At 63.1% G+C, this 20,766-nt stretch carries 18 protein-coding genes; 11 read left to right on the top strand and 7 right to left on the bottom strand.

The features are described from left to right. The first annotated feature begins 123 nt into the window (after nucleotides 1-123). The gene (locus ERC79_RS12005) at nucleotides 124-1,974 is read left to right on the top strand and encodes a long-chain fatty acid--CoA ligase (RefSeq protein WP_131578443.1); all 1,851 of its coding nucleotides are present in this window, start codon (nucleotides 124-126) and stop codon (nucleotides 1,972-1,974) included. Between the two features lie 78 nt (nucleotides 1,975-2,052). Here ERC79_RS12005 and ERC79_RS23090 read toward each other — a convergent pair whose 3' ends face one another. Continuing rightward, nucleotides 2,053-2,220, bottom strand: coding sequence for a hypothetical protein (locus tag ERC79_RS23090; RefSeq protein WP_165497096.1), 168 nt, complete (start codon nucleotides 2,218-2,220; stop codon nucleotides 2,053-2,055). 294 nt (nucleotides 2,221-2,514) lie between these two features. On the opposite strand from ERC79_RS23090, the gene ERC79_RS12000 reads away from it, so the two are divergent. Next, a complete protein-coding gene (locus ERC79_RS12000) occupies nucleotides 2,515-3,537 on the top strand; it encodes an aldo/keto reductase (protein ID WP_131578441.1) in 1,023 nt (340 codons plus the stop codon). A 146-nt stretch (nucleotides 3,538-3,683) separates the two neighbouring features. Here the strand turns inward: ERC79_RS12000 and ERC79_RS11995 are convergent, their stop codons facing one another. Further along, on the bottom strand, nucleotides 3,684-4,121 hold the full coding sequence (locus ERC79_RS11995) for a hypothetical protein (protein WP_131578439.1): 438 nt from the start codon (nucleotides 4,119-4,121) through the stop codon (nucleotides 3,684-3,686). A 44-nt stretch (nucleotides 4,122-4,165) separates the two neighbouring features. Next, on the bottom strand, nucleotides 4,166-5,221 hold the full coding sequence (locus ERC79_RS11990) for an alcohol dehydrogenase catalytic domain-containing protein (RefSeq protein WP_131578437.1): 1,056 nt from the start codon (nucleotides 5,219-5,221) through the stop codon (nucleotides 4,166-4,168). A gap of 358 nt (nucleotides 5,222-5,579) precedes the next feature. Between ERC79_RS11990 and ERC79_RS11985 the strand changes: the two genes are divergently transcribed. The 5 genes from ERC79_RS11985 to ERC79_RS11965 all read left to right on the top strand — a co-directional run bounded on the left by ERC79_RS11985 (nucleotide 5,580) and on the right by ERC79_RS11965 (nucleotide 11,170). Continuing rightward, on the top strand, nucleotides 5,580-6,713 hold the full coding sequence (locus ERC79_RS11985; RefSeq protein WP_131578435.1) for a sugar ABC transporter substrate-binding protein: 1,134 nt from the start codon (nucleotides 5,580-5,582) through the stop codon (nucleotides 6,711-6,713). Continuing rightward, complete coding sequence (locus tag ERC79_RS11980; RefSeq protein ID WP_131578433.1) at nucleotides 6,706-8,262, top strand: sugar ABC transporter ATP-binding protein; 1,557 nt, start codon at nucleotides 6,706-6,708, stop codon at nucleotides 8,260-8,262. Before ERC79_RS11985 ends, ERC79_RS11980 begins: the two co-directional genes overlap by 8 nt. Next, nucleotides 8,259-9,368 (top strand): ABC transporter permease, encoded by a 1,110-nt coding sequence (locus ERC79_RS11975; protein ID WP_131578431.1) that lies wholly within the window; start codon nucleotides 8,259-8,261, stop codon nucleotides 9,366-9,368. The genes ERC79_RS11980 and ERC79_RS11975 overlap by 4 nt, the downstream gene beginning before the upstream one ends. A 51-nt stretch (nucleotides 9,369-9,419) precedes the next feature. Next, on the top strand, nucleotides 9,420-10,211 hold the full coding sequence (locus tag ERC79_RS11970) for an SDR family oxidoreductase (protein WP_131578429.1): 792 nt from the start codon (nucleotides 9,420-9,422) through the stop codon (nucleotides 10,209-10,211). Between the two features lie 173 nt (nucleotides 10,212-10,384). After that, entirely contained in the window at nucleotides 10,385-11,170 is a 786-nt protein-coding gene (locus tag ERC79_RS11965; protein WP_131578427.1) for an SDR family oxidoreductase, read from the top strand. A 63-nt stretch (nucleotides 11,171-11,233) separates the two neighbouring features. Here the strand turns inward: ERC79_RS11965 and ERC79_RS11960 are convergent, their stop codons facing one another. Then, on the bottom strand, nucleotides 11,234-12,145 hold the full coding sequence (locus ERC79_RS11960; protein ID WP_131578425.1) for a LysR family transcriptional regulator: 912 nt from the start codon (nucleotides 12,143-12,145) through the stop codon (nucleotides 11,234-11,236). A 1,540-nt stretch (nucleotides 12,146-13,685) separates the two neighbouring features. Between ERC79_RS11960 and ERC79_RS11950 the strand changes: the two genes are divergently transcribed. Both ERC79_RS11950 and rraA read left to right on the top strand, forming a co-directional pair. Beyond that, entirely contained in the window at nucleotides 13,686-14,066 is a 381-nt protein-coding gene (locus tag ERC79_RS11950; RefSeq protein WP_131578421.1) for a DUF5313 family protein, read from the top strand. 63 nt (nucleotides 14,067-14,129) lie between these two features. After that, nucleotides 14,130-14,600, top strand: coding sequence for a ribonuclease E activity regulator RraA (rraA, locus tag ERC79_RS11945; RefSeq protein WP_131578420.1), 471 nt, complete (start codon nucleotides 14,130-14,132; stop codon nucleotides 14,598-14,600). A 1-nt stretch (nucleotide 14,601) separates the two neighbouring features. Here the strand turns inward: rraA and ERC79_RS11940 are convergent, their stop codons facing one another. The 3 genes from ERC79_RS11940 to ERC79_RS11930 all read right to left on the bottom strand — a co-directional run bounded on the left by ERC79_RS11940 (nucleotide 14,602) and on the right by ERC79_RS11930 (nucleotide 17,456). Further along, on the bottom strand, nucleotides 14,602-15,903 hold the full coding sequence (locus ERC79_RS11940) for an alpha/beta fold hydrolase (RefSeq protein ID WP_131578418.1): 1,302 nt from the start codon (nucleotides 15,901-15,903) through the stop codon (nucleotides 14,602-14,604). Nucleotides 15,904-15,997: 94 nt separating this feature from the next. Then, on the bottom strand, nucleotides 15,998-16,849 hold the full coding sequence (locus ERC79_RS11935; protein ID WP_131578417.1) for a mycofactocin-coupled SDR family oxidoreductase: 852 nt from the start codon (nucleotides 16,847-16,849) through the stop codon (nucleotides 15,998-16,000). Between the two features lie 19 nt (nucleotides 16,850-16,868). Continuing rightward, nucleotides 16,869-17,456, bottom strand: a complete 588-nt coding sequence (locus tag ERC79_RS11930) for a cupin domain-containing protein (protein ID WP_131578415.1) — start codon at nucleotides 17,454-17,456, stop codon at nucleotides 16,869-16,871. 136 nt (nucleotides 17,457-17,592) lie between these two features. Between ERC79_RS11930 and ERC79_RS11925 the strand changes: the two genes are divergently transcribed. Beyond that, complete coding sequence (locus ERC79_RS11925; protein WP_131578414.1) at nucleotides 17,593-18,474, top strand: LysR substrate-binding domain-containing protein; 882 nt, start codon at nucleotides 17,593-17,595, stop codon at nucleotides 18,472-18,474. A 923-nt stretch (nucleotides 18,475-19,397) separates the two neighbouring features. Further along, the gene (locus tag ERC79_RS11920) at nucleotides 19,398-20,441 is read left to right on the top strand and encodes a hypothetical protein (RefSeq protein WP_131578412.1); all 1,044 of its coding nucleotides are present in this window, start codon (nucleotides 19,398-19,400) and stop codon (nucleotides 20,439-20,441) included. The last annotated feature ends 325 nt before the right edge of the window (nucleotides 20,442-20,766 follow it).

Raw genomic sequence — 20,766 nt, 5'->3', positions numbered from 1 at the left:
CGTCGTCCGGCTCGCCCTGAATACGCCCAAAACCCCGACCGAGAGCTCACAGCGCACTTTCGAGACCGAACCGTGCCGCGAATTCCTGTTCAGTGGTTCGGGCGGGATTCCTAGACTCGAGGTATGGCACCTTGGCGCGCGTCTGACGAGGTCGTGGACTGGTCCAAGATCGAGGAGCGGGCGCCGACGGTTGCCCGGATGTTCACCGACCGAGTAGCGGCATCGCCGCGAGCGGAGGCATTCCGATTCCCCGCGCCGGACGGTAACGGATGGGCGAGCGTCACCTGGTCCGAGGCCGGCAAACGCGTCCGCACACTGGCTGCCGGCCTCATCGCGCTGGGTGTCCAGCCCGAGCAGCGGGTGGCGCTGACGTCGGCGACCCGGTACGAGTGGGTACTCGCCGATCTCGCAGTGATGTGCGCGGGTGCCGCGACCACCACCGTCTACCCGACCACGACGGCGTCCGACATCACCTTCATCGTCGCCAACTCGGGCAGCCGCGTCGTCGTTGCCGAGGACGAGAAGCAGCTCGCCAAGCTCCGAGAACACCGCGACCAGCTGCCCGACGTCCAGCGCGTCGTGCTCATCGACGGGCCCGCACCCGCCGACGACGAGTGGGTCATCGGGTTCGACGACCTCGCCGCGCTCGGCGACCACCTGCTGGCCGAGCACCCCGATGCGGTCGACGACCGCATTGCACAGATTTCGCCGGACAGCCTGGCGACACTGATCTATACGTCCGGCACCACCGGCCGTCCGAAGGGCGTGCGGCTGCCGCACTCGGCGTGGACGTACGAGGCCGCGTCGATCGATGCGGTCGGCATCTTCGATAGCGAGGACCTGCAGTACCTGTGGCTGCCGTTGTCGCACGTATTCGGCAAGATCCTGTTGATCCTGCCGCTGCAAGTAGGGTTCCCGACCGCAGTCGACGGCCGGGTCGACAAGATAGTCGACAACCTCGCGGTGGTCCGGCCGACGTTCATGGGCGCCGCACCGCGCATCTTCGAGAAGGCATACGCCCGGATCGTCGGTACGGTCCACGACGAGGGCGGGATCAAGGCGAAAATCTTCGACTGGGCACTCGGAGTGGGGCTGCAGATGTCGCGCACCCGGCAGGCCGGACGCGAACCGTCACGGATGCTGACGGCGCGGTACCGGTTGGCAGATCGGCTCGTGTTCCGCACCATCCGGGACCGCTTCGGGGGACGGTTGAAGTTCTTCGTCTCGGGCTCCGCACCGCTCGATCGTCATGTGGCGCAATGGTTCGATGCGGTCGGCATCGTCATTCTCGAGGGATACGGACTGTCCGAGACCAGCGCCGCATCCCTGGTGAACCGGCCGTCGGCGTACCGGTTCGGATCGGTCGGCTGGCCCATCCCCGGCACCGAGGTGCGAATCGCCGAGGATGGCGAGATTCTCATCAAAGGTCCTGGCGTGATGCCCGGCTACCACGACAACCCCGAGGCGACCGCCGAATCACTGGACGCCGACGGCTGGTTCCACACCGGCGATATCGGCATGATCGACCAGGACGGCTTCGTGCAGATCACGGACCGCAAGAAGGACATGTTCAAGACGTCCACCGGCAAGTACGTGGCGCCGTCGGCGATCGCCGCAACGTTCAAGGGCATCTGCCCCTACGTCGGCGAGATCATCATTCACGGCGAGGGAAAATCCTACTGCGTCGCGCTGATCAGCCTGGACGCCGAGTCGGTCAGCGAATGGGCCCGCGAGAACGGCATGGCGGGCCGGCCACTCGACGAGATCGCTCGCTCGGACAAGGCGATGGCGATGATGCGCGCCTATGTCGACCAGCTCAACGCCGGACTCAACCGATGGGAGCAGGTCAAGAAGTTCACGATCCTCGAGCGCGAACTCACCGTCGAGAGCGGCGAGATCACCCCGAGTATGAAACTCAAGCGCAAGATCGTGACGAACAACTTCGCCGACCGGATCAGTGAGCTGTACAGCTGACGCCCACGCCACCGCGCGACGCCCAAACTCCCCACATCTGGTACCGAATCAAGTACCAGTGAAGTACTCAATTCAGTGCTACTGATCAGGCGAACTACGCCAGGGCGAAGACGCCATCGCGGGTGTCGTCTCGAACTCGCCTCGCTCGTCCACGACGGATACCGCCACTTCCGAGTCCTGTTCTCCGGAGTACCTCTGGGTCAACTCGAGGATGAGGTGGGCTCTCGCCATCGTGAGTGCGGTCATGCCTCCTGCCAGCTCTGGACAGCCACGATCGCCGTATCGTCCACCAAGGGTGCGACATGCCACAAGTTCCGTCTTTCCAATGTCTGCCATAGCGTTTCGCTATGGCAGACGATGACTGACCTGTCATCGATCGCCTGCCTGCCCTAGCAAATTTTCGATCCGAGACCGCGAAGTTTCGGTAGTCGCGACCGTCCTAGTGGCTCACGCACAGTTGTAATCACCGCGGACTCGCCGTGGACACCCATCCATCCGGGCGCCGGAACTCGCGGCTCTCCATGACCTAGGACTGACTTCATGAGTATTACCGGTCTTCTCCCCTCATCGCTCGGATTCGGCACGGCGCCACTGGGAAACATGTTCCGATACATTCCGGACTGGGAGGCCGCACAGACAATCCAGGCGGCATGGGATCACGGCATTCGTTACTTCGACACCGCCCCGCTCTACGGGGCAGGGCTGGCGGAGATCCGACTCGGCCGGGTGCTTTCCGACCACCCACGTGAAGAGTTCGTGATCAGCACCAAGGTTGGTCGTATGGTTTCGAACGAGTTGCGTGGCGAGCACGTCCCCGATCGCGGGGCCGAGCACAAGGACCACCTGTTCGCCGATGGCCTGCCGTACAGGGTGGTCGATGACTATTCGGCAAGCGCGGCGGAGCGCTCGATCGAGGACAGCCTCGAGCGCCTGGGCACCGACTATCTCGACATCGCGTGGGTTCACGACGTGGGTCAGGATTATCACGGGGACACCTGGTTGGAAAAGTACGAGATCGCCAGAACGGGCGCGTTCCGGACCCTCACCCGTCTTCGTGACGAAGGCGTGATCAGGGCGTGGGGTGTGGCGGTCAATCGCGTGGAGCCGCTGGAGATAACTCTCAGCCTCGACGAGCCCCAACCGGACGCGCTCTTGTTGGCCGGTCGCTACACACTGCTGGATCACGCGACCGCTCTGCAGCGGTTGTTGCCACAGGCGCAGGCGCAGGGTGTCGACATCGTGGTCGGTGGCCCATACAGCTCAGGCGCCCTAGTGGGAGGAGCCACTTTCGAGTATCAGCAGACTCCACCCGAGATTGCATTCAAGGTTGCTCGAATTGCCGCTGTTGCAGAGCACCACAGCATTTCGGTGAAGTCAGCCGCGCTGCAGTTCGTCCTCGCGCATCCTGCTGTTGCGGCAGTGATCCCCGGCGCAAGTCGACCGGCCCGGATAGCAGAAGACGTGGCTGCCGCGGTCGAGGTTGTGCCACCGGCGTTCTGGGACGAACTTCGAGACGAGGGCCTGATCTCACCCCATGCACCCGTCCCGGTCTGGACGGCATAGGCGTTTCGAGATATGACTCCGGCACGAAGCTCGCTGGGTCACTCCTCTCCGACCACAGACGCGCTGAGGCGCCAAAGCGCCGGGAAGCTTCTGGTCGAGGCACTTCCCGGCGCTCTGTCCTCCCTTCGGTGGATCGCCCGTCGCGATCAGCTCGCCGGGAGAGGCGCGTTCTCACTGTCGAGGAACTCGACGGTGGAGAAGACGAGTTCGGAATCACCGATGTTCTCGAGGTCGTGGAGCAAGTATTCGCCCGGGCCGAAGGTGAAGTGCCGAGTCTCGCCAGGGGCGTAGGCGACCTCTCGGGTGGAGCCGTCAGCGGTGTGTTGACGGCTGCGGCCGGCGGTGACGGCGGTCCAGAAGTAGTCGAGCACGTGGCGGTGTGCGCCGTGCCGCTGACCCGGTTGCAGTCGGATCTCCCATACGCGTACGCGGGAGGACTCGGAGAGTAGCCGGCCCCCGACCTTGCCGTTGAATGAGTTGCTCTCGAAGTCCTCGCGCACCTCCTGCGACCATCCTTCGAAGTTCTCGCCGACAAGAGTTCCGGCGAGGGGCTGATCGGTCAGAGCACCGTTGTCGTTCGTCATTCGTGTTATCTCCCTTTGTTGTGCTGATGGCCACGACGCGGCTGTCAGAGGCTGTGGTCGAACAGGATCTTGCAGGTGGTGGGGTCGGCGACCATGTCGTGCATGGCCTGCTCGGCGTGGCTCCAAGGGCGGACAGAGGTGACCAGGTCGTCCGTGCGGACGTGCCCCGCGGCGATGGCCGCGAGACCGGTACTCATCGCCCACCGGGACGCGAATCCACCCATGACGGTCAGCTCCTTCGTGACGATCGAGTTGGTGTCCAGGGCTGTGGTCCCGCCGCTACCGAGACCGGACAGGACGACCCGGGACCCCGGCGCTGCCGCGGCGATCGCCTGGGCGACGGCGGTCGACGATCCACTCGCCTCGACGACGACGTCCGGCCCGGCGCCGTTGGTAGCCGCGCGGGTGGCGTCGACGATGTCGTGCGCGAGCGGATCGATCGTGAGTGTTGCACCGACCCGCTCGGCGGACGCACGACGATTGGCCTGCGGCTCGGAGACGAGAATCCTTTCGGCACCAGCAGCTTTGGCCATCGCGACGGATAGCAGGCCGATCGGTCCTGCTCCGACGATCAGGACTGTCTCCCCGGTTCGGACGCGGCCACGCTGGACGACGAAGTTCACGGCACACGCGAGCGGTTCGGCGAGCGCGGCGTCGTAGAGGCTCACCCCGTCGGGGAGCTTCGTCGCACGGACGGCGGGGACGCGAACGAGGTCGGCCCAGCAGCCGTCGTCGAGGATCCCGAGGTGCGACCAGTCGGAGCACAGGTTGGAGCGCCCGCGCAGACACTGACTGCAAGAGTTACAGGGCAATAGCGGTTCGACGGACACGTGATCGCCGACCCGCAGCTGATCGGTTTCCCCGTACGGGCGCACCTGGTCGCCGCTGCCGATTTCCACGACGGTGCCGACGAACTCGTGCCCCATGACGACGGGCAGCGACGACTTCCTTGTCAGCGTGCCCTCGTGGAACATGTGGACATCGGTGCCGCAGAGTCCGGAGTAGGCGGGCGCGATGATGACGTCGCCGCGACTGGGGGTGGGGTCGGCGACGCGTTCGCGCCCGCCCACCCCGATATCGCGCATGACGAAGGCGTGCATGTGATCCTCGATTTCCGGTTGGTGGCTCCAGACCCGATCGGCCAGCCGCGATGTCGTGAAACGTGTTCGCTCCGAGGGTGTGTCACCGCGTGGGGCCTGACAAGTCGAATCTTCTCTGGGGTGGCATAGAAGGACTGCTATGCACCGGCCCTCTATGGATCCGCACGTGGGTGTTCGGGCTGATCGTCGAGGGCGGCGGGGTCGCCTCGCCTGTAGGTATAGAAGTTGTTCGATGTGAGTGCAGGGTTTTTCGTAGTCGATCTCAGGGGTGAGGTGGCGCACATTGTTAGAGGCCTTGGAGGGCCAGTCCGCCTCACTTCCGATCTCGGATTCCGGGCGGCGTTGCGAAAGGACCGTGATGGCAACCAATAGACCACCTGGGGACGGATCCTCGTCCGACAACGACTCGTTCGGCCGACAGGTGCCCGAATCGGTGATCGAGGCTCAGCAACTGGTGAGGACGCACTCGAAGATGGAACGTCGAAAGCTCTTGCGTTATCTCGGGGTCGGAACCGTCGCGCTGGCGGCGGGTGGCGCCGTTCTCTCACAGATCAGCAGGGAGGATCCCAGCGCCGTCGCCGCGGCAATGAACGACCTCGGGGATGGGCTCAAGATGCTCGGCACCAACGGTGCCCTGACGGTATCCTGGTATGCCCAGGGCAAGGACACCATGCAGCACTGGTGTGACATCTTCGGCATCGAGTTGACCTGGATCGACGGGCAGGGCGACGGCAACAAACAACGCGCGTCGCTCGACTCAGCAGCAAACCGCAACTGGGATCTCGCGGGAGTTACGCCGGCCACCGCCGGAACCATCGTCGACCCGGTGAACACGATGGCTGCCAACGGAACCGGCGTCTTCGAGATGACCTCCAACATCGGCGGTCCCGACGATCGGGTGAACACGCTGAGCTCGATCACGCAGAGCTCGTACCTGATGGGCTATCAGGTAGGGAAGTTGCTGTTCGACTCGGTGGGTGGACGCGGGACGGTGATCAACACCCGCGGTGTGCCCGGTGGATCCGACGAAGCGGGCCGCTACGAAGGCTTCCACGCCGCACTGAAGGAGTACCCGGGGATGCAGTTGCTGACCGAGGATTTCGCCCGGTGGGATCGGTCGCGCGCTCAGGACCTCTGGCAGAGCTACCTGACCCGGTTCCCTGACATCTCGGTGGCGTACTGCCAGAACGACGACATGGCGTTCGGTGCGATGAACGCGATCGACGCTGCGGGCCGCACCGGCATCAAGATCGGCGGTGCCGACGGGATGCCGGACGCGATCAAAGCGGTCCAGGACGGTCGCATGCTGGCGACGGTGCGTCACTCCTCCTGCCAAATCCATTCACTTCCAGTCATTCTCGGCGTGGCGTGGAAGCTAGGTGCCCTGGACGGGGATATTCCGCCCAAGATCGACGTTCTCGGGCCGGTAGTACAGAAGGACAACGCGGCCTCCGTCGCATTCATGCAGGGCCCGGGTGTTCTCTATGCCTAGCGTCACCGGGCAGGAACAGGATGCGCCAGGGACGTCGGTCACCGATCGCGAAGTGATTCTCGAGTTGAACGGGATCAGCAAGCGGTTCGGACCGACGCAGGCACTCTCCGATGTGCACCTGGATGTACGGCGTGGCGAGATCCACGCGTTACTCGGTCACAACGGCGCCGGCAAAAGCACCCTCATCAAGACGCTCGCCGGGGTCAACATCCCCGATCAGGGCTCGATTTCTATCAACGGTGTGCCCGCGTCGATCACCGGCCCCAAGGACGCCCTTGCCGCAGGCATCAGCGTGGTGTATCAGGAGTTGTCCCTGTTCGGGTCGTTGACGGTGGCGGAAAACCTGGTCGGCAGCACGGGTGGCGGTCTGGACCTCGGCGGCGGTCTCGTCCGCCGCGGTGCGATCAACAAACGTGCCGCCCAGGAACTGCAGCAGATGGGGCTGGACATCGACCCGGACCGCAAGGTCGACTCGCTGCCCATCGGCGAACAGCAGATGGTGGAGATCGGTCGAGCCTTGTTCTCCGGCGCTCAGATCGTGGTCCTGGACGAGCCAACCAGCGCGCTGAGCCCGGCGGAGACCGAAGTGCTGTTCGACCTGGTGCAGAGCATGGCACGCAAGGGTGTGTCGTTCATTCTCATCAGCCATTTCCTCGACGAGATCATGGACAACGCCGACCGGGTCACCGTCATGCGCGCGGGGCGTGCCGTCGACACCGTCGAGGTATCGCGGACCTCGAAGCGCGACCTGCTCGCGTTGTCCCTGGGCGATCCGGACAACGTGATGACATCGACGTACGGGGACAGCACCACCACCCTGCCGCCCCGGATGGAAGGCCCACTGGTGCTACGGGCGACCGGCGTTCACGTGGCACCCCGCGTCCGCTCGTTCGACCTGCATGTTCACCGCGGAGAGATCGTGTCCGTCTACGGCGAAATCGGTTCCGGGCACGAGGATTTCGCCGATACCGTGTTCGGCATGCAATCGCTGTCCGGAGGCGAGCTCGTCGTCCTCGGCCACCTCGTGTACCGCGCCGACAGCGAACTGATGCGGGAGTATGGCGTCGGCTACATTCCCAGCGACCGGCGCCGCGCGCTGGCGCTCGAGAAGTCGGTGTCGGACAACATCAGCATCGCCGCACTTCGCCACGTCAGCAGTGGACCGCTGCGCCCGCTGCGCGAGCGGAAGCTTGCGCAGCGGCTGATCGACCGCCTCGGCATTCGTGGCGCCCGCCCTACGCTGCCGATCAACGGTCTGTCCGGAGGCAACCAGCAGAAGGCGCTGATCGCTCGGTGGCTGGTGCACCCTCCCCGACTCCTCGTGCTGTGCGAACCGACTCGCGGGATGGACCTGCGGGCCAAGAGTGACGTGCTGCGCACCGTCGCCGATCTGCGAGACCGGGGTACCTCGGTCCTGCTGATCACCAGTGAACCCGAAACCGCGCTCGCGATCGCCGACCGGGTCCTAGTGGCCCGACGCGGGGAGATCGTGACTGACTTCTCCGACTGCACCCTGACCAACCGAGACCTGATCGAGGCCACGCTATGACCTCTCCATCCACCGCTCGGCGGCACCAATCGATACCTGAGTGGGCCGCGTCCAATGCACTGATCCTGGGCCCGGTGTTCGCGCTGGTGCTGCTGATCGTCGTGTTCTCGGCACTCGCGCCGGGAACGTTCCTGTCCGGCGGGAACCTGACAAACATCGCGTCCCAGGTGTCGGTCCTCGCCGTCATGGCAGTGGGGCTGACGCTGGTTCTGCTGCTCGGCCAGATCGACCTGTCCGTCGCGAACATCTCGTCCTTCGCCGGTGTCGCCTGCGCGACCTTCTTCTCCGGTCAGGCGTTCGGGTTGTTCCTGTTCGGGAAGGGCAGCTTCCCCGCCGGAATCAACTGGCTGGCGGTGGCCGTGCCCATCGTCCTCGCCGGGCTCCTGGGCTGGGTGGCCAGCATCCTGATCAACCGGGCTTCGATCCCCAGTTTCGTTGCCACACTGGCAATCTACGAGGTCGCGAGCGGATGGTCGCTGTACTGGAGTCAGGGCAACACGCTCTACTCGATTCCTCCAGTGATCAAGACACTCGGTGCGGGCATGATCGGACCCGTCCCCACCATCGCCGTCGTCGCCGTGGTCACGCTGATCGCCGGCCATCTGGTGCTGCAGCGCACTCGCTTCGGCCGACATGTCTACATGACCGGCGCAAGCAAGAGCGCGGCCGAATTGTCCGGCGTCCCGGTGCGAGCCGTGACCCGCAACGTGTTCATCATCTCGGCGTCACTGTCCGCGTTCGCAGGCATCCTGAACATCGGCCGGCTGGGGTCGGCACAGGCCGAACTCGGTAACGACCTCCTGCTGCCTGCGATCGCTGCCGTCGTGCTTGGCGGCACCTCCCTGTTCGGCGGGGTCGGCGGAATGGGCCACACCGTGCTGGGCCTGCTGATCTACGGAGTACTCGACAACGGTCTCGACCAGCTCGACGTCGATATTTTCCTCAAGCCCTACATTCGAGGACTGTTCCTCATCCTCGCTCTGGTACTCAACATGTTCGCGATGCGACTAGCCGCGAAGGCAAGCAGTCGATCGGTCGAACGGGACATCACACACGCGGACGACAAGAACGAGCCGCCCGTCCCCGCGACCACCGCACCCGGCTAGCACGGCGCTTCGATTGAGCGTGACTACCCGCTTCCGACAGGAGCAGAAACAATGACCGTTCCCTCATTCCCCACCGAGTCGCTGACCGGCAGAGTGATCGTGGTGACCGGCGCGGCATCCGGTATCGGCGAAGCGACCGCACGCCTGGCGGTGGCCCGTGGCGCCGCCGTCGCCGTCGCGGACCTGGATGGGGCCGCCGCCAAGGCGGTTGCCGCGAACATCTCCGAAAGTCCCGGGAGCCGGGTCGCCGGGTACCGGGCTGACGTCTCCTCCGAGGCAGACATGGCGAGCCTGTTCACACAGGCCACGAAGGACCTCGGTGACATCACCGGGGTGGTAAACAATGCCGGCATGATTATCACCAAGTCCCTCACCGACACGTCCGTGGACGAGTGGGACCGATCCATGGCAGTCAATGCGCGTGGAACATTCCTGGGCAGCAAGCTCGCCGTGGAACGATTCCTCGAACACGGCCGGGGAGGCTCGATCGTCAACATCGCGTCCATCTCCGCCCTTGTGGGCCTGCCCGAACAGGCAGCCTACTGTGCGTCCAAAGGTGCGATCCTGCAGTTGACAAAGCAGATCGCGATCGATTACTCCGCACGAGGCGTCCGCTGCAACTCCGTCGGTCCGGGTTCGGTCCAGACTCCTGTCCTGGACGCGTACCTGTCCGGTCAAGCCGACTTCGAGGCCGCGCACGCAGCGTTGCTCGGAGCGCACCCGATCGGCCGCCTGGCCCGTCCGATGGAACTCGCGGCTGCCATCTGCTTCCTGCTCTCGGATGCAGCATCCTTCATCACCGGCGCGAACCTGCAAGTGGACGGCGGCTACACCGCGGCCTGAGCACCACATCACGTCCGTGAGCCTGTCTCAGGCCGAATCGACAGGAGAGAGATCGAAGAAACCGAATACCACCAGCAGCAAACTCGTCATGGTCATCTTTGGGGGCGCTGCGCACACTGGCCAGTGAATCCCTGGTGTGTGTCACGCCCTCGCAGTGAAGAATGGAATGTGTTGTGGATACCAAACTCAAAGGCAAGACCGCGATCGTCACCGGCGCGGCGGCTGGCATCGGCTTCGCCACCGTGGAGCTACTTCTCGCTGAGGGCGCGAACGTGATCGGCGGTGACCTGCGCCCCGATGCGCTCACCGCGCTCGGCGAGGCCGTCGTCCCCGTCGTGGCCGACCTCGCCACGGAGGAGGGCAGCAAGGCCCTCGTCGACGTCGCAGTCGAAAAATTCGGCGGGGTGGACATCGTGGTCAACAACGTCGGCACCTTCCCGTACCGAGAGGGTTTCCTGACCACCACGATCGACCAGTGGCGGCAGTCGTTCGAGATCAACTTCCTCTCCGCGGTGCGCCTGACCCGTCTGGCCCTGCCGCACATGATTGAGCGTGGTAGCGGGTCGATCGTCACCGTCGCCAGCGAGTGCGGCCGTCAGCCCGATGTGTTCTTCGTGGACTATTCGGTGACCAAGGCCGCGTTGATCAACCTCTCGAAGTCATGGGCGAACGAATTCGGCCGCAAGGGGATTCGCAGCAACATCGTCTCGCCAGGACCTACGCGCAGCGCCCAGTGGGACGCACCCGGCGGCTTCGGTGAGAGCCTCGCCGCCGAGTACAACATGAGCAAGGAGGAGGCAATCGTGCATTTCGCGCAGGAGGTCCGCAAGCTTCCGGTCGGTCACATCGGCGCGCCGGAGGATGTGGCGGCCGCCATCGTGTTCCTGTCCTCGGATCTGGCTAAGCAGGTCACCGGCGCGGAGTACACCGTCAACGGCGGTAGCTACATCGCGGCATGATCGGTTCCACGCTGCTCGGCCCACAGACACGGTGGCCTGTGGGCCGAACGGCGTGCTCGCCCGCTACAGATCGAGAACTTCTCCGCGACCCGTCGGGTACTCCTTCAATCCGTGCTCGGCGGAACGGAGTTCGTCGACGAAGCTCCGGACGATTGCCGGCATCGAGGATCGTGAGTACGCGGCAAGCCGTCGGATCAGCGGCCGGGTTGCGGGCCGTACTGCGGCGTCGATGTTGGCCGGGATGACGTTGGCGGGCAGTAGAGCGGGCCCGAGGCCCGCCGCGGCCAGCCGCGCAGCCGTCTCCACCTGGGACGTGCGCACGCCGACTTGGGGGGAAAATCCGAATGCGGAGCACACCGTGTTCACCACGATCGACAGGCCGTGCGCCGGGTCGTAGAGCACCCAGTCACGGTCTTGGAGGTCCGCAGGGTTGATCACGCGGTCAGTGGCATGCGGGTCGTCGTGCGGCAGCACAAACACGAACTCCTCAGTGCCGACCTCCACAACCTCACCCATCGGCCGACGGGGGACCGGACCGAACCCGAAGTCACCGATCCCACCCTGCACACCCTCTTCCAGTCGATCGCTGTGGCTGTGCTCGTGCAGCCTCAATGCCACGTTGGCGTGGGATCTGCGCCACGCCCTCGCGACGGACGGGATGACGCCCACGGCGAGCGACGTCACAGTCGCGATCTCGAGTTCTCCGAGAGCGCCGTCGGTGACGGCCTGCACCGAGCGCTTCGCCCGGCCGACGTCCGCAATGACCCGTTTGGCCTCGACGAGAAACACCCGACCGGCCGGAGTCAACCGCAATCCACGCGGAAGCCGCTCGAACAGCTGACCGCCTAGTTCCTTTTCCAGAGTGGTGATCTGGTAGGAGAGCGACGGTTGAGCGAGATACAAGTTCGCTGCAGCCTGAGTGATCGATCCAGCCTCGGCAACTGCAAGAAAGTACTCCACCTGACGCAATCTCATTCGGCTCCTCACACCTTCTAAATAGAAGAGATCCTAGGCTTTCACGGCTATCACTATTTTTTCATCCATGCTTAAATTCAATCAAATTTAGCACTAAACGACGAAGCGAGAAACCTGCAGAAATCAATGCCTCAAATAACGAACCAACGGGTATGTCGGCTGGGTGCTCAGCCCGAGGTCGAATCGGACCTCGGGCCGCTTTTCGCATCGCCGCCGAATTCGGCAGTGGCTTCTGACACAACCGCCAGCGCAGTGTCGACCGACGCGGTAACCGTGGCGGATATGACGGCACCGACCAGCGCGGGCGGAGACAACGCTGCCACCTGCAACTGGTCCAAGCCTCGATCTCTCATGAGTCCCGCCCATCTCGCCGATCCAAGGATCGGGCACCCGGTCACCGGCGACCAAGCAGGCAACTGCTCACGTGCAGCGATCCCAGGAGATCATCGCCACCGCAGCCAGGGAGGACCGCATAACTGACGCAGGATTTCGGCCTGAAAGGCGGTTCTCGAAATCACGGAATGCGGCCCTGCACCATTCAATTTCTTTCAGATCAGAGCATTGTTCTTTCGTTCACGATGCAGACTTCAGCTCACTCAGATTGAAATCGCGAGGCTGGTGCAAAAGTCGGGTACAGCGCCCCCGGGACTATATGCAAGAACCGCACCCTCATACCAACCCGTGCGGGAAAACCAAGCATCCATCCAAAGCACCAACGTCTCCCCTCCCAGGCGACGATAGCCATTCTCCTGGGCGGAAACTCCCAATCTTGCAGACCCAGCAGCACGGGCCTGACGGCAACAATGAGGCCCGTCTGCGACCGATCGATCGATATCTGCGAGTGAACCGAACGAACCGGACTTCCGTCCGTGGCAGTGAAACGGAGATAGTCGTGAATCATGTTGTCTTCCATGACAATTAATCGATTTCAACGAAAGATGCCTGGATCGGTCTGACATCAACGCAGTGCTCCAGCTAGAGGGCGAATCCGATCCCACAACGCGCGGGCGCAACAGCGAAGACTGGCATACTTCCCTGCCCTCGGGGGGAATTCAGGTTGACACGAACACCAGATTCCCGACATCTCGGACCGACCACCATACCGAAACACCACACACCAGAATCCAACATTACGAAGGTCTTTCGCTCACGTCGAAGAAACACTAGAAACTCCAGAATCAAACAGGGATCCAGGGACAGTCACGCGAATTCGCAGAATCCTCTGCCCGTACTCGAATTGAATGAGGTCGACACAAAATTTTCCAATTCGCGAGAGACCATCAGCAGCTGACCCGGTCCGGGGATAGGACTGGCTCTCACGGGCGTGCATATCGGCATGGGCTACAGCATGGGCCCTCCTGTTCTGCCTTCGGTCAGTGCGCTCTCCTAAGACTGAGGGAGGTGCTGCCCGCTCACAAGACGAATATTCCCAGTGCTGCCATAGGCGGGAATCTATAGGAAGCAGGAGTCGACAGATGTGCGCCAGAGGTGCTGATGGTGATGACGAAGCTCTCGGCAGTCGCGCCACTAGGCTGGACCCATGTCGGCACCACAGCGCCCCGCGTTCGGGCAGTACATCGGGTACCTCTTCGGGCGGACGCTGCCGGATTCACTGCAGGACTGGGTCCGCAACGATCTGGTCGGTCCGGGCGCGTCGCTGCGCTACCTGATCCGCTTCACGCTCCCGGTCCTGCCGATCCTCGCGCTCTTCCTGCTGATCCCCGGCCCGATCTGGGTGCCGCTGGCGATGATGGCGCTGCTGTTCGTCCCTCTCGTGTACTTCGCGATCGCGCTGATGCAGGTGTACCGGCGCCACCGGTTGCAGAGCCACGGCCTGGATCCCGAGCTGGTCGCCGAGAAGGCGCAACGCCGCGCCGACCGTGTGCGCGACGACTACGAACGACGCCACGGGCGCGGGTAGAGCCCGCAAGCTACCGGCGGGCCAACTATCGTGAACCGGCGAAACCGACGAAGGGAACACACCATGAGTGAGCAGGTAGCGACCGCCGATCTGGCCGACGAGATCGGCCCCGACATTCGCAGCTGCGACACCCAGTTGATCCAGTTCGGTGCCCAGGCCGTCTTCTCGGGCCCGATCACCACCATCAAGTGCTTCCAGGACAACCTGCTGGTGAAGCAGACCCTGAGCGAGCCCGGAAACGGCGGCGTCCTGGTGGTCGATGGCGACGCCAGCGTCCACACCGCCCTCGTCGGCGACATCATCGCCGGTCGCGGTGTGTCCAACGGATGGGCCGGTGTCATCGTCAACGGCGCTGTGCGTGACTCGGCGATCCTGCGCACCCTCGAAATCGGGATCAAGGCGCTCGGTACCAACCCGCGCAAGAGCACCCAGACCGGATCGGGCGAAAAGAACGTGCCCGTCTCCTTCGGCGGTGTCACCTTCAACCCGGGCGAGACGGTCTACAGCGACGACGACGGCGTCGTCGTCCGCTGACTCACACCCGCCGCAAGTGTCCCGCGGTCCAGTCGCTCACCAACTCGAGCACCTCGGGATCGACTGGTTCACGGACCAGCCTGCGGTAGGCACCTAGGGAGGGGGTGCCTGGATCTCGACGCATGAGATGCGTCAGATCCGGCATCCTGACGGTGTCGACTGGACCCGGTACGAGCGCCGCGACTACCTCGAGGTCGTTCGGATCCACCTGAATGTCCTTCGCGCCAGTAATCGCGATGACAGGTGAATGGATTTGCTGCAGTAGCGGTTTCGGATCGAAATCGAGAAACTCCCGGAACCACCGAGCGTTGATCCGTCGGGGGCCCATCCAGGCGACATCACCACTACTCGCACGTAGCCTGCGCAGCGCGTTGCGTTGCCGTGCAGCCACATCGATTCGCAGCACCCGCACCAGCATCCGCACCGGGGCAGAGAGCCCGGCCATCACCTGCCCAGACTGCCACATCAACGTCGCCTCTCCCGTCGCGGCCGGCCCGGCGAGCAGCACCACCGCGGCGATGCCCACACCACGGTCCGCACCGAGGGCGATCGCATGGCACGCACCCTCACTGTGCCCGATGACGGCAATCGCACTACGCGCGAATCCGGCTGTGGTGCGCAACCATTCGATAGCCGATGCAGCATCTTCGAGGTTGTCGGCGAATCCCGCCGAACAGAAGTTGCCGCCGGATCGACCGACTCCACGCTTGTCGTAGCGTAGCGATGCGACACCGTTGCGGGCCAAGGCATTCGCGAGTGCGCGACTGATCCCGATCGACAGCTGCGGGTGATCGCCGTCTCGGTCCACCTGGCCGGACCCGGTCAGGATCAACGCGACTGGGCCCGGCTGCCCGCCGTCCGGCACGGTGAGCGTGCCGGCGAGCAGCGTGCCGTCCCCGGATCGGAACGCGACCTCGCGTTCGGTCACTCCAGGGCGTCCGTCCTCCACCGCATCGCGAATCCTCCCCGCGACGACAAGCGCGTCCGCCGAGGAGACGATGAGCTGGTCGAACTCGGCACCCGCAGCCCGCCCTACGGTACGCACCCGGACTGCAGGAAGCCGGCCGCGCGCCACCACGAAGGTCCGCGCTCCCCCGCCCCGGCACGTCCCGATCCGGATCCGGCGCGGCACGGCCAGCCCCGGGGCACGCGTCCCACCGATATTCGCGAACGCATCCGCCACGACATCGACGTCGCGGACCTGCGCGAGCGGCACGGTGACATCACCGTGTACGCCGGCGATCTTCTCCATCCGCGTCAGCGTCAACACCAGTTCGTTGCCGCACACACTCAGCTCGGCCATCGGCGCACCTCCTGGCATCGAGTATCCCGCGAAGCGGGCAGCCGGCGATCGAGGTGCAAATGCCACGCCGCCGCTCGGCCGCCCGCGGGTGTTGCTACGCGTCGTGCGGGAGCTTGAACGGAGCGGTGAGCCCACCGTCGACGGGTAGCACGACTCCGGTGACGTAGCGGGCTTCGTCGGAGGCGAGCCAGAGCACGGCATTGCTGATGTCCTCGGATTCGACCCACGGAATCGGCAGTGCGTGCATCGATTTCATTGCCACGCTCGCCTGCTCAGCAGTGGCGCCCGACACTCCGCCCGTGAACAGCTCGTAGACGGCCGGGTTCTGAATCATGGGCGTATTCACATGGCTCGGGCAGATGACATTGGCGCGAATGCTCTTCGGAGCCAGCTCCACGGCAAGCACTTTCATCAAACCGATGAGCCCGTGCTTGGCCGCCGAGTAATGCGCCAGGTTCGGGAAGGCGATCATCCCGGCGACGGAGCTGGTCAGAATGATCGATCCGCCCCGTCCGGCTTCGACCATGGACGGTGCCACTGCACGTACCGTCTTCCACGCGCCGGTGAGGTTGATGTCGATCATCTCTTGCCAGACGTTTTCGGACATCTCGACGGCTTGCCCGTAGCCGGCAATACCCGCGTTGACGACCAGAACGTCGATGCCACCGAAGGCCTCGATGCCCTTCTCGACGCCCTTCTCGATCTCCTGGCTGTGCCGGACATCAGCCTCGACGGCAATGATCCGTCCGCCCACGGCCTCGACGAGTTCAACCGTGTGTTCGAGGTCCGCGGCGGTCGACCCCTCGTAGGGTGCGGTATCGATGTCGCGGCAGATATCGAGGGCGATGATGTTGGCACCCTCTTCGGCGAGTCGGACGGCGTGCGCCCTACCCTGGCCCCGCGCCGCGCCCGTGATAAATGCTGTCTTTCCCGCAAGTCGTTTCATTGAACTCGAGTCCTTTGGGTCAGCGGCCGGTGCGGGCAGGGAGGTGAGCGACAGCGCCATTGGCCTCGGCGAGGTCCCACAGCAGATCCGCGGTGATGATGCCGGCGACATTGCCGTCCTCGTCGTAGCCGACGATCGGTCCGTGGAAGATTCCGAACATCAGCGATTCGGACTCCTGCTTCGGCAGGTGCACGATGCCGCTGGGCTCGTAGACGTAGCAATTCGGCCCGATCGGCTCCGCCTCACCCTCGTATGCCCAAGTGCCGAAGATGTTGTAAGCCTCGGCAGCGCCGATATGGCGGTGCAACGGCGCCTCCGCCCCTTCGGAGATGTAGAGCAGAAGGCTGGTGGCACCGGTCGTCTCGTTGATGTTGAGGAGCTTGAAGGAGGTCCCCGGCATCGGGAACGGAGTCCACGGAATGCCGTCACAGTTGGTGACGCGCGAGGCCAGACTGTTGGTCGGTCCGGTCACCGGCTGCGTTGCGCGTCCGAAGACCTCGGCCACCGCCGGATTCTGCGCAGGGTCGATGGCGGGTCCACCATTCGGTACCGTCGGCTGGGCGACGACGGGGCCTTGATGAGTGTGGGCGTCGGTGCTGAGTGTCATGATTAGTCTTTCTGTGGTGGCTGTCACATCCACCGACCAACTTGCCCCGACTCACAGGAGACGTCCATGTCCTATGTTCACACGGGCGTTAGGGTTCACCTAACATCCCAGTTCGACCGCGACAGGCGATGACGTCGTGGAGTCGATCCCCGATATCAATACCCGGGTCCTGCGCTACTTCGTCACCCTCGCTCAGGCCGGCACCTACACCCGGGCAGCAGAAGTACTCCACGTGGCGACTCCGTCGCTGTCCCAGCAGATCAGCAAACTCGAACACGATCTCGGTGTACGCCTCATCGAGCGAGACCATCGCGGCGCGCGCCTAACCGAGGCGGGCGCAGAATTTCTACCTCTGGCACTCGATCTCTTGTCAGTGCATGATCAAGCGGTGGGTGTCGTCCGCCGGCATCGCCGCGCCGCACAACAACGGATTCGGATCGGCTTCTTCGCCACAGTCGCCGGCCCTCGTACCCACGAAATTCTGGACAAACTACGAAAGACTCTGCCGGGCATCAATATCGAGCTCGTCCAGGTGGGCTGGGGAGAGCAAATAACGGCCGTCCTCGACGGCCGAGTCGATGTCGTGTTCGCGCGCCCCCCGCTGGATACGCAACACGTCCGCGTATTTCCCGTCTTCACCGAAAAACGCGTACTAGTCATGTCGGCGAACCACCGCCTCGCGGCAAAACCCGAACTGACGACATCCGATCTGGCCGACGTTGTTCAGGTCGATACCGACAACGTTCCGGAAGACTGGCGACGATGGTGGTCGGTCGACCCCCGCCCCGATGGATCCCCGGTGACCTACGGTCCACTGGTTCACGGGGTGGAGGAGATGCTCGAAGTGGTCGCGACCAGCGACACGGTCGCGATCACCGCCGAAAGTCTCATCACCGCATTCCCACGACAGGACATCGTCTATCGACCGATCATCGACATAGACCCCACCCAGATAGTTCTGGTCACACCCACCGAAGAACGGCTGACCATTAGGGCGCTGATTCACGCCACAAGATGAATCCGGTCCTTGAACGCCGCCGGCCCCTGAACCGTTCCTGGTTTGTGGCCGCCCCTATCCAAAAGCGCGGCTGTAGTCGACGACTTTGGATCGAGCCCGGTCGACTCGCATCGCTGCGTGGGGGCCCAAACGGCTGGACCAGCAGCTTGTTCTCGATCGCAGGCTACATCGTCGGTCACGGCGACCGAATTCGTCTGACAGCTTTCAACGAACGCGGCCCGCGCCGACCTGCTCGCTGGCCGCACCGACCAGCCGACGCCGGACACCACGCAAGCGGGCAGTCCGGGACATCATTCCGAAACCGGTCACTAAGTCAGAAGATCACGGCTATCCAGCCTCGCAAGAATCACAAGAATGCCAACAGCAAGTAATTTGAGAGGTTGGGATTATCAAGCTTCGATAATATTACATAAAATTCGGCGAAACCAGATCCCAAAACCGATCGATGGAGTTGCACTCCAGGGGTGCTGCGCTTACGATTTACGGACACGGAGTGCAGTTCCGTTCACCAACTCATCAGGAGCAGCATCACCTTCCTGCGGACCACTGGTGAACGTGCTTTCGGATATTTCCGCTCGCGCTCATATGGAGGAATTATGTACTGTGACTGTGAAGTGGTTGCCGCAGGCCCCAAGAATGACGGAAACATTTATATATGGCTGAGTCTTCGTAGCAGCCCCGGAGGAAGTCGGTGGTACCAGGCAGAACCGAAGATGCAGAGTGAAATGTTGGCTACGGCACTTGCTGCGCTTACGTCCGGGCAACTCGTGAGCGTCGCTTTCGAGAAACCGGAAACAGCCTATACCACCATAGAGTGGATCTATCTGAAGTGGACATCGGACAAAGCGGCGTCCGAAATCTGATTTACGGCGGCTCTGACGACGGAATTGGTCTATGCCACTGCGGAGGAATTGGGGTTTAAAATGAGTCCTCATCTGATTGAAGAAGAATTTGATCCCATTTCGCATCCGCGTGAGGCCATAGGTCAACTGCCTGCGGGGCCCATGCCAGCCCACACCCTTCACGTCAGCAGCGGTTGCCCTCCAACCGGCAAGTTCCCCGATCATATCCAGGGAGTATGCCGATATGATGATAAATGGATCTTCACACACAACCTCAGTGGAGAAAACCAACACGGTTACTTCGCCGCTTTTGATGGAAAGAATTTCATCGGCTGCTGGGAAGTAGCCCCGACATCTGATACAACCTGGCCTCACCCAGGTGGATGCCAGATTGTGGGAAACCACCTGGCTGTATGCACTGAGATCCCGGGAGGGTCCAGGGTCTTGTTTTATGACATCAGCGGCTTGAAGGGACCGAGTGGAGCATATAAGGCTCCTTTTCGAGTATTCCCGGAGATAAATCGGCCGCGCAGGGGAGCTGGAGCTGTAGGAATCACGGTCTGCAAAGCGAAAGGAATATTTCAATATTTGATCGCCGTTCTAGATGGCCGGCAAGTGGACTTCCACGCCATGTCGTCTACATTCGAATCGGGGGACGGGAAGATCGAGTTTTTAGGAACCCAGTCCATCGCAGGTGACGTCCAGAATCTCAATCTCATCGCAGACGGAGATGGAATACCCTATCTGTGCGCGTTCCGTAGCGTTCAGGAAGACCCCGGAAGCGATGTCCGTTGGCACGACAGCTTCCTTCTGTATGAAGTCAGAAGTGACCTCAGCCTCTCCAAACCTGAAGTAGTGGACTTTGGAGTCAAGAGCTACAACCACAATCCGCGATTTCGTTTCGGCGCAGGAATAAGGGTTCTTGATTCTGGTTCCGCGGAGATCTATGCGACGGAAAGAGAGATCAAGGGTAGCCGGTCTGAGTTCGAGTTCACCTTCGGGCGGGTCAGTACTGCAACTCCTGGGCCTTCACGGCCAAACGGTGGCAATAAACGAGCATCCGGGATGATGGGTGGGCAATACCTGCTTCTCTCAAGGGTGAGCAATCCGACCATGTCTACGTAAGACCTGCGGATTCTGCTCGAGCGGACCCGCGGTGATCACGGCCGGTCCGAGGGGCCATGCCAGTGCGGTCGCGGTCCCCACTGATCGGGATCGGCCTACGAGACGTGCCCGGCACCCGCGCCGACGGGAACCTCGAGCCGCTCCATACACTGTTCACGCGGATCGTGGACGACGAGCTAGCCTACCTCTATTGCTGACCTGTCAGGCAGCGGCACCACCAGTTCGAAAGAGAGTGCCCGACGCACCGAGCGAGGCACCGGCCAGCCGGCGATCACGGCTGTGGGCATCCGATCAGCCCAACACGACGACGTGGGTCCCCGGCAAA

It is taken from the genome of Rhodococcus sp. ABRD24 (genome assembly GCF_004328705.1).
In the GTDB taxonomy this organism is placed as follows: domain Bacteria; phylum Actinomycetota; class Actinomycetes; order Mycobacteriales; family Mycobacteriaceae; genus Prescottella.
Note: the sequence above shows the minus strand (reverse complement) of the source record. Positions and strands in the feature narration are given on the sequence as shown.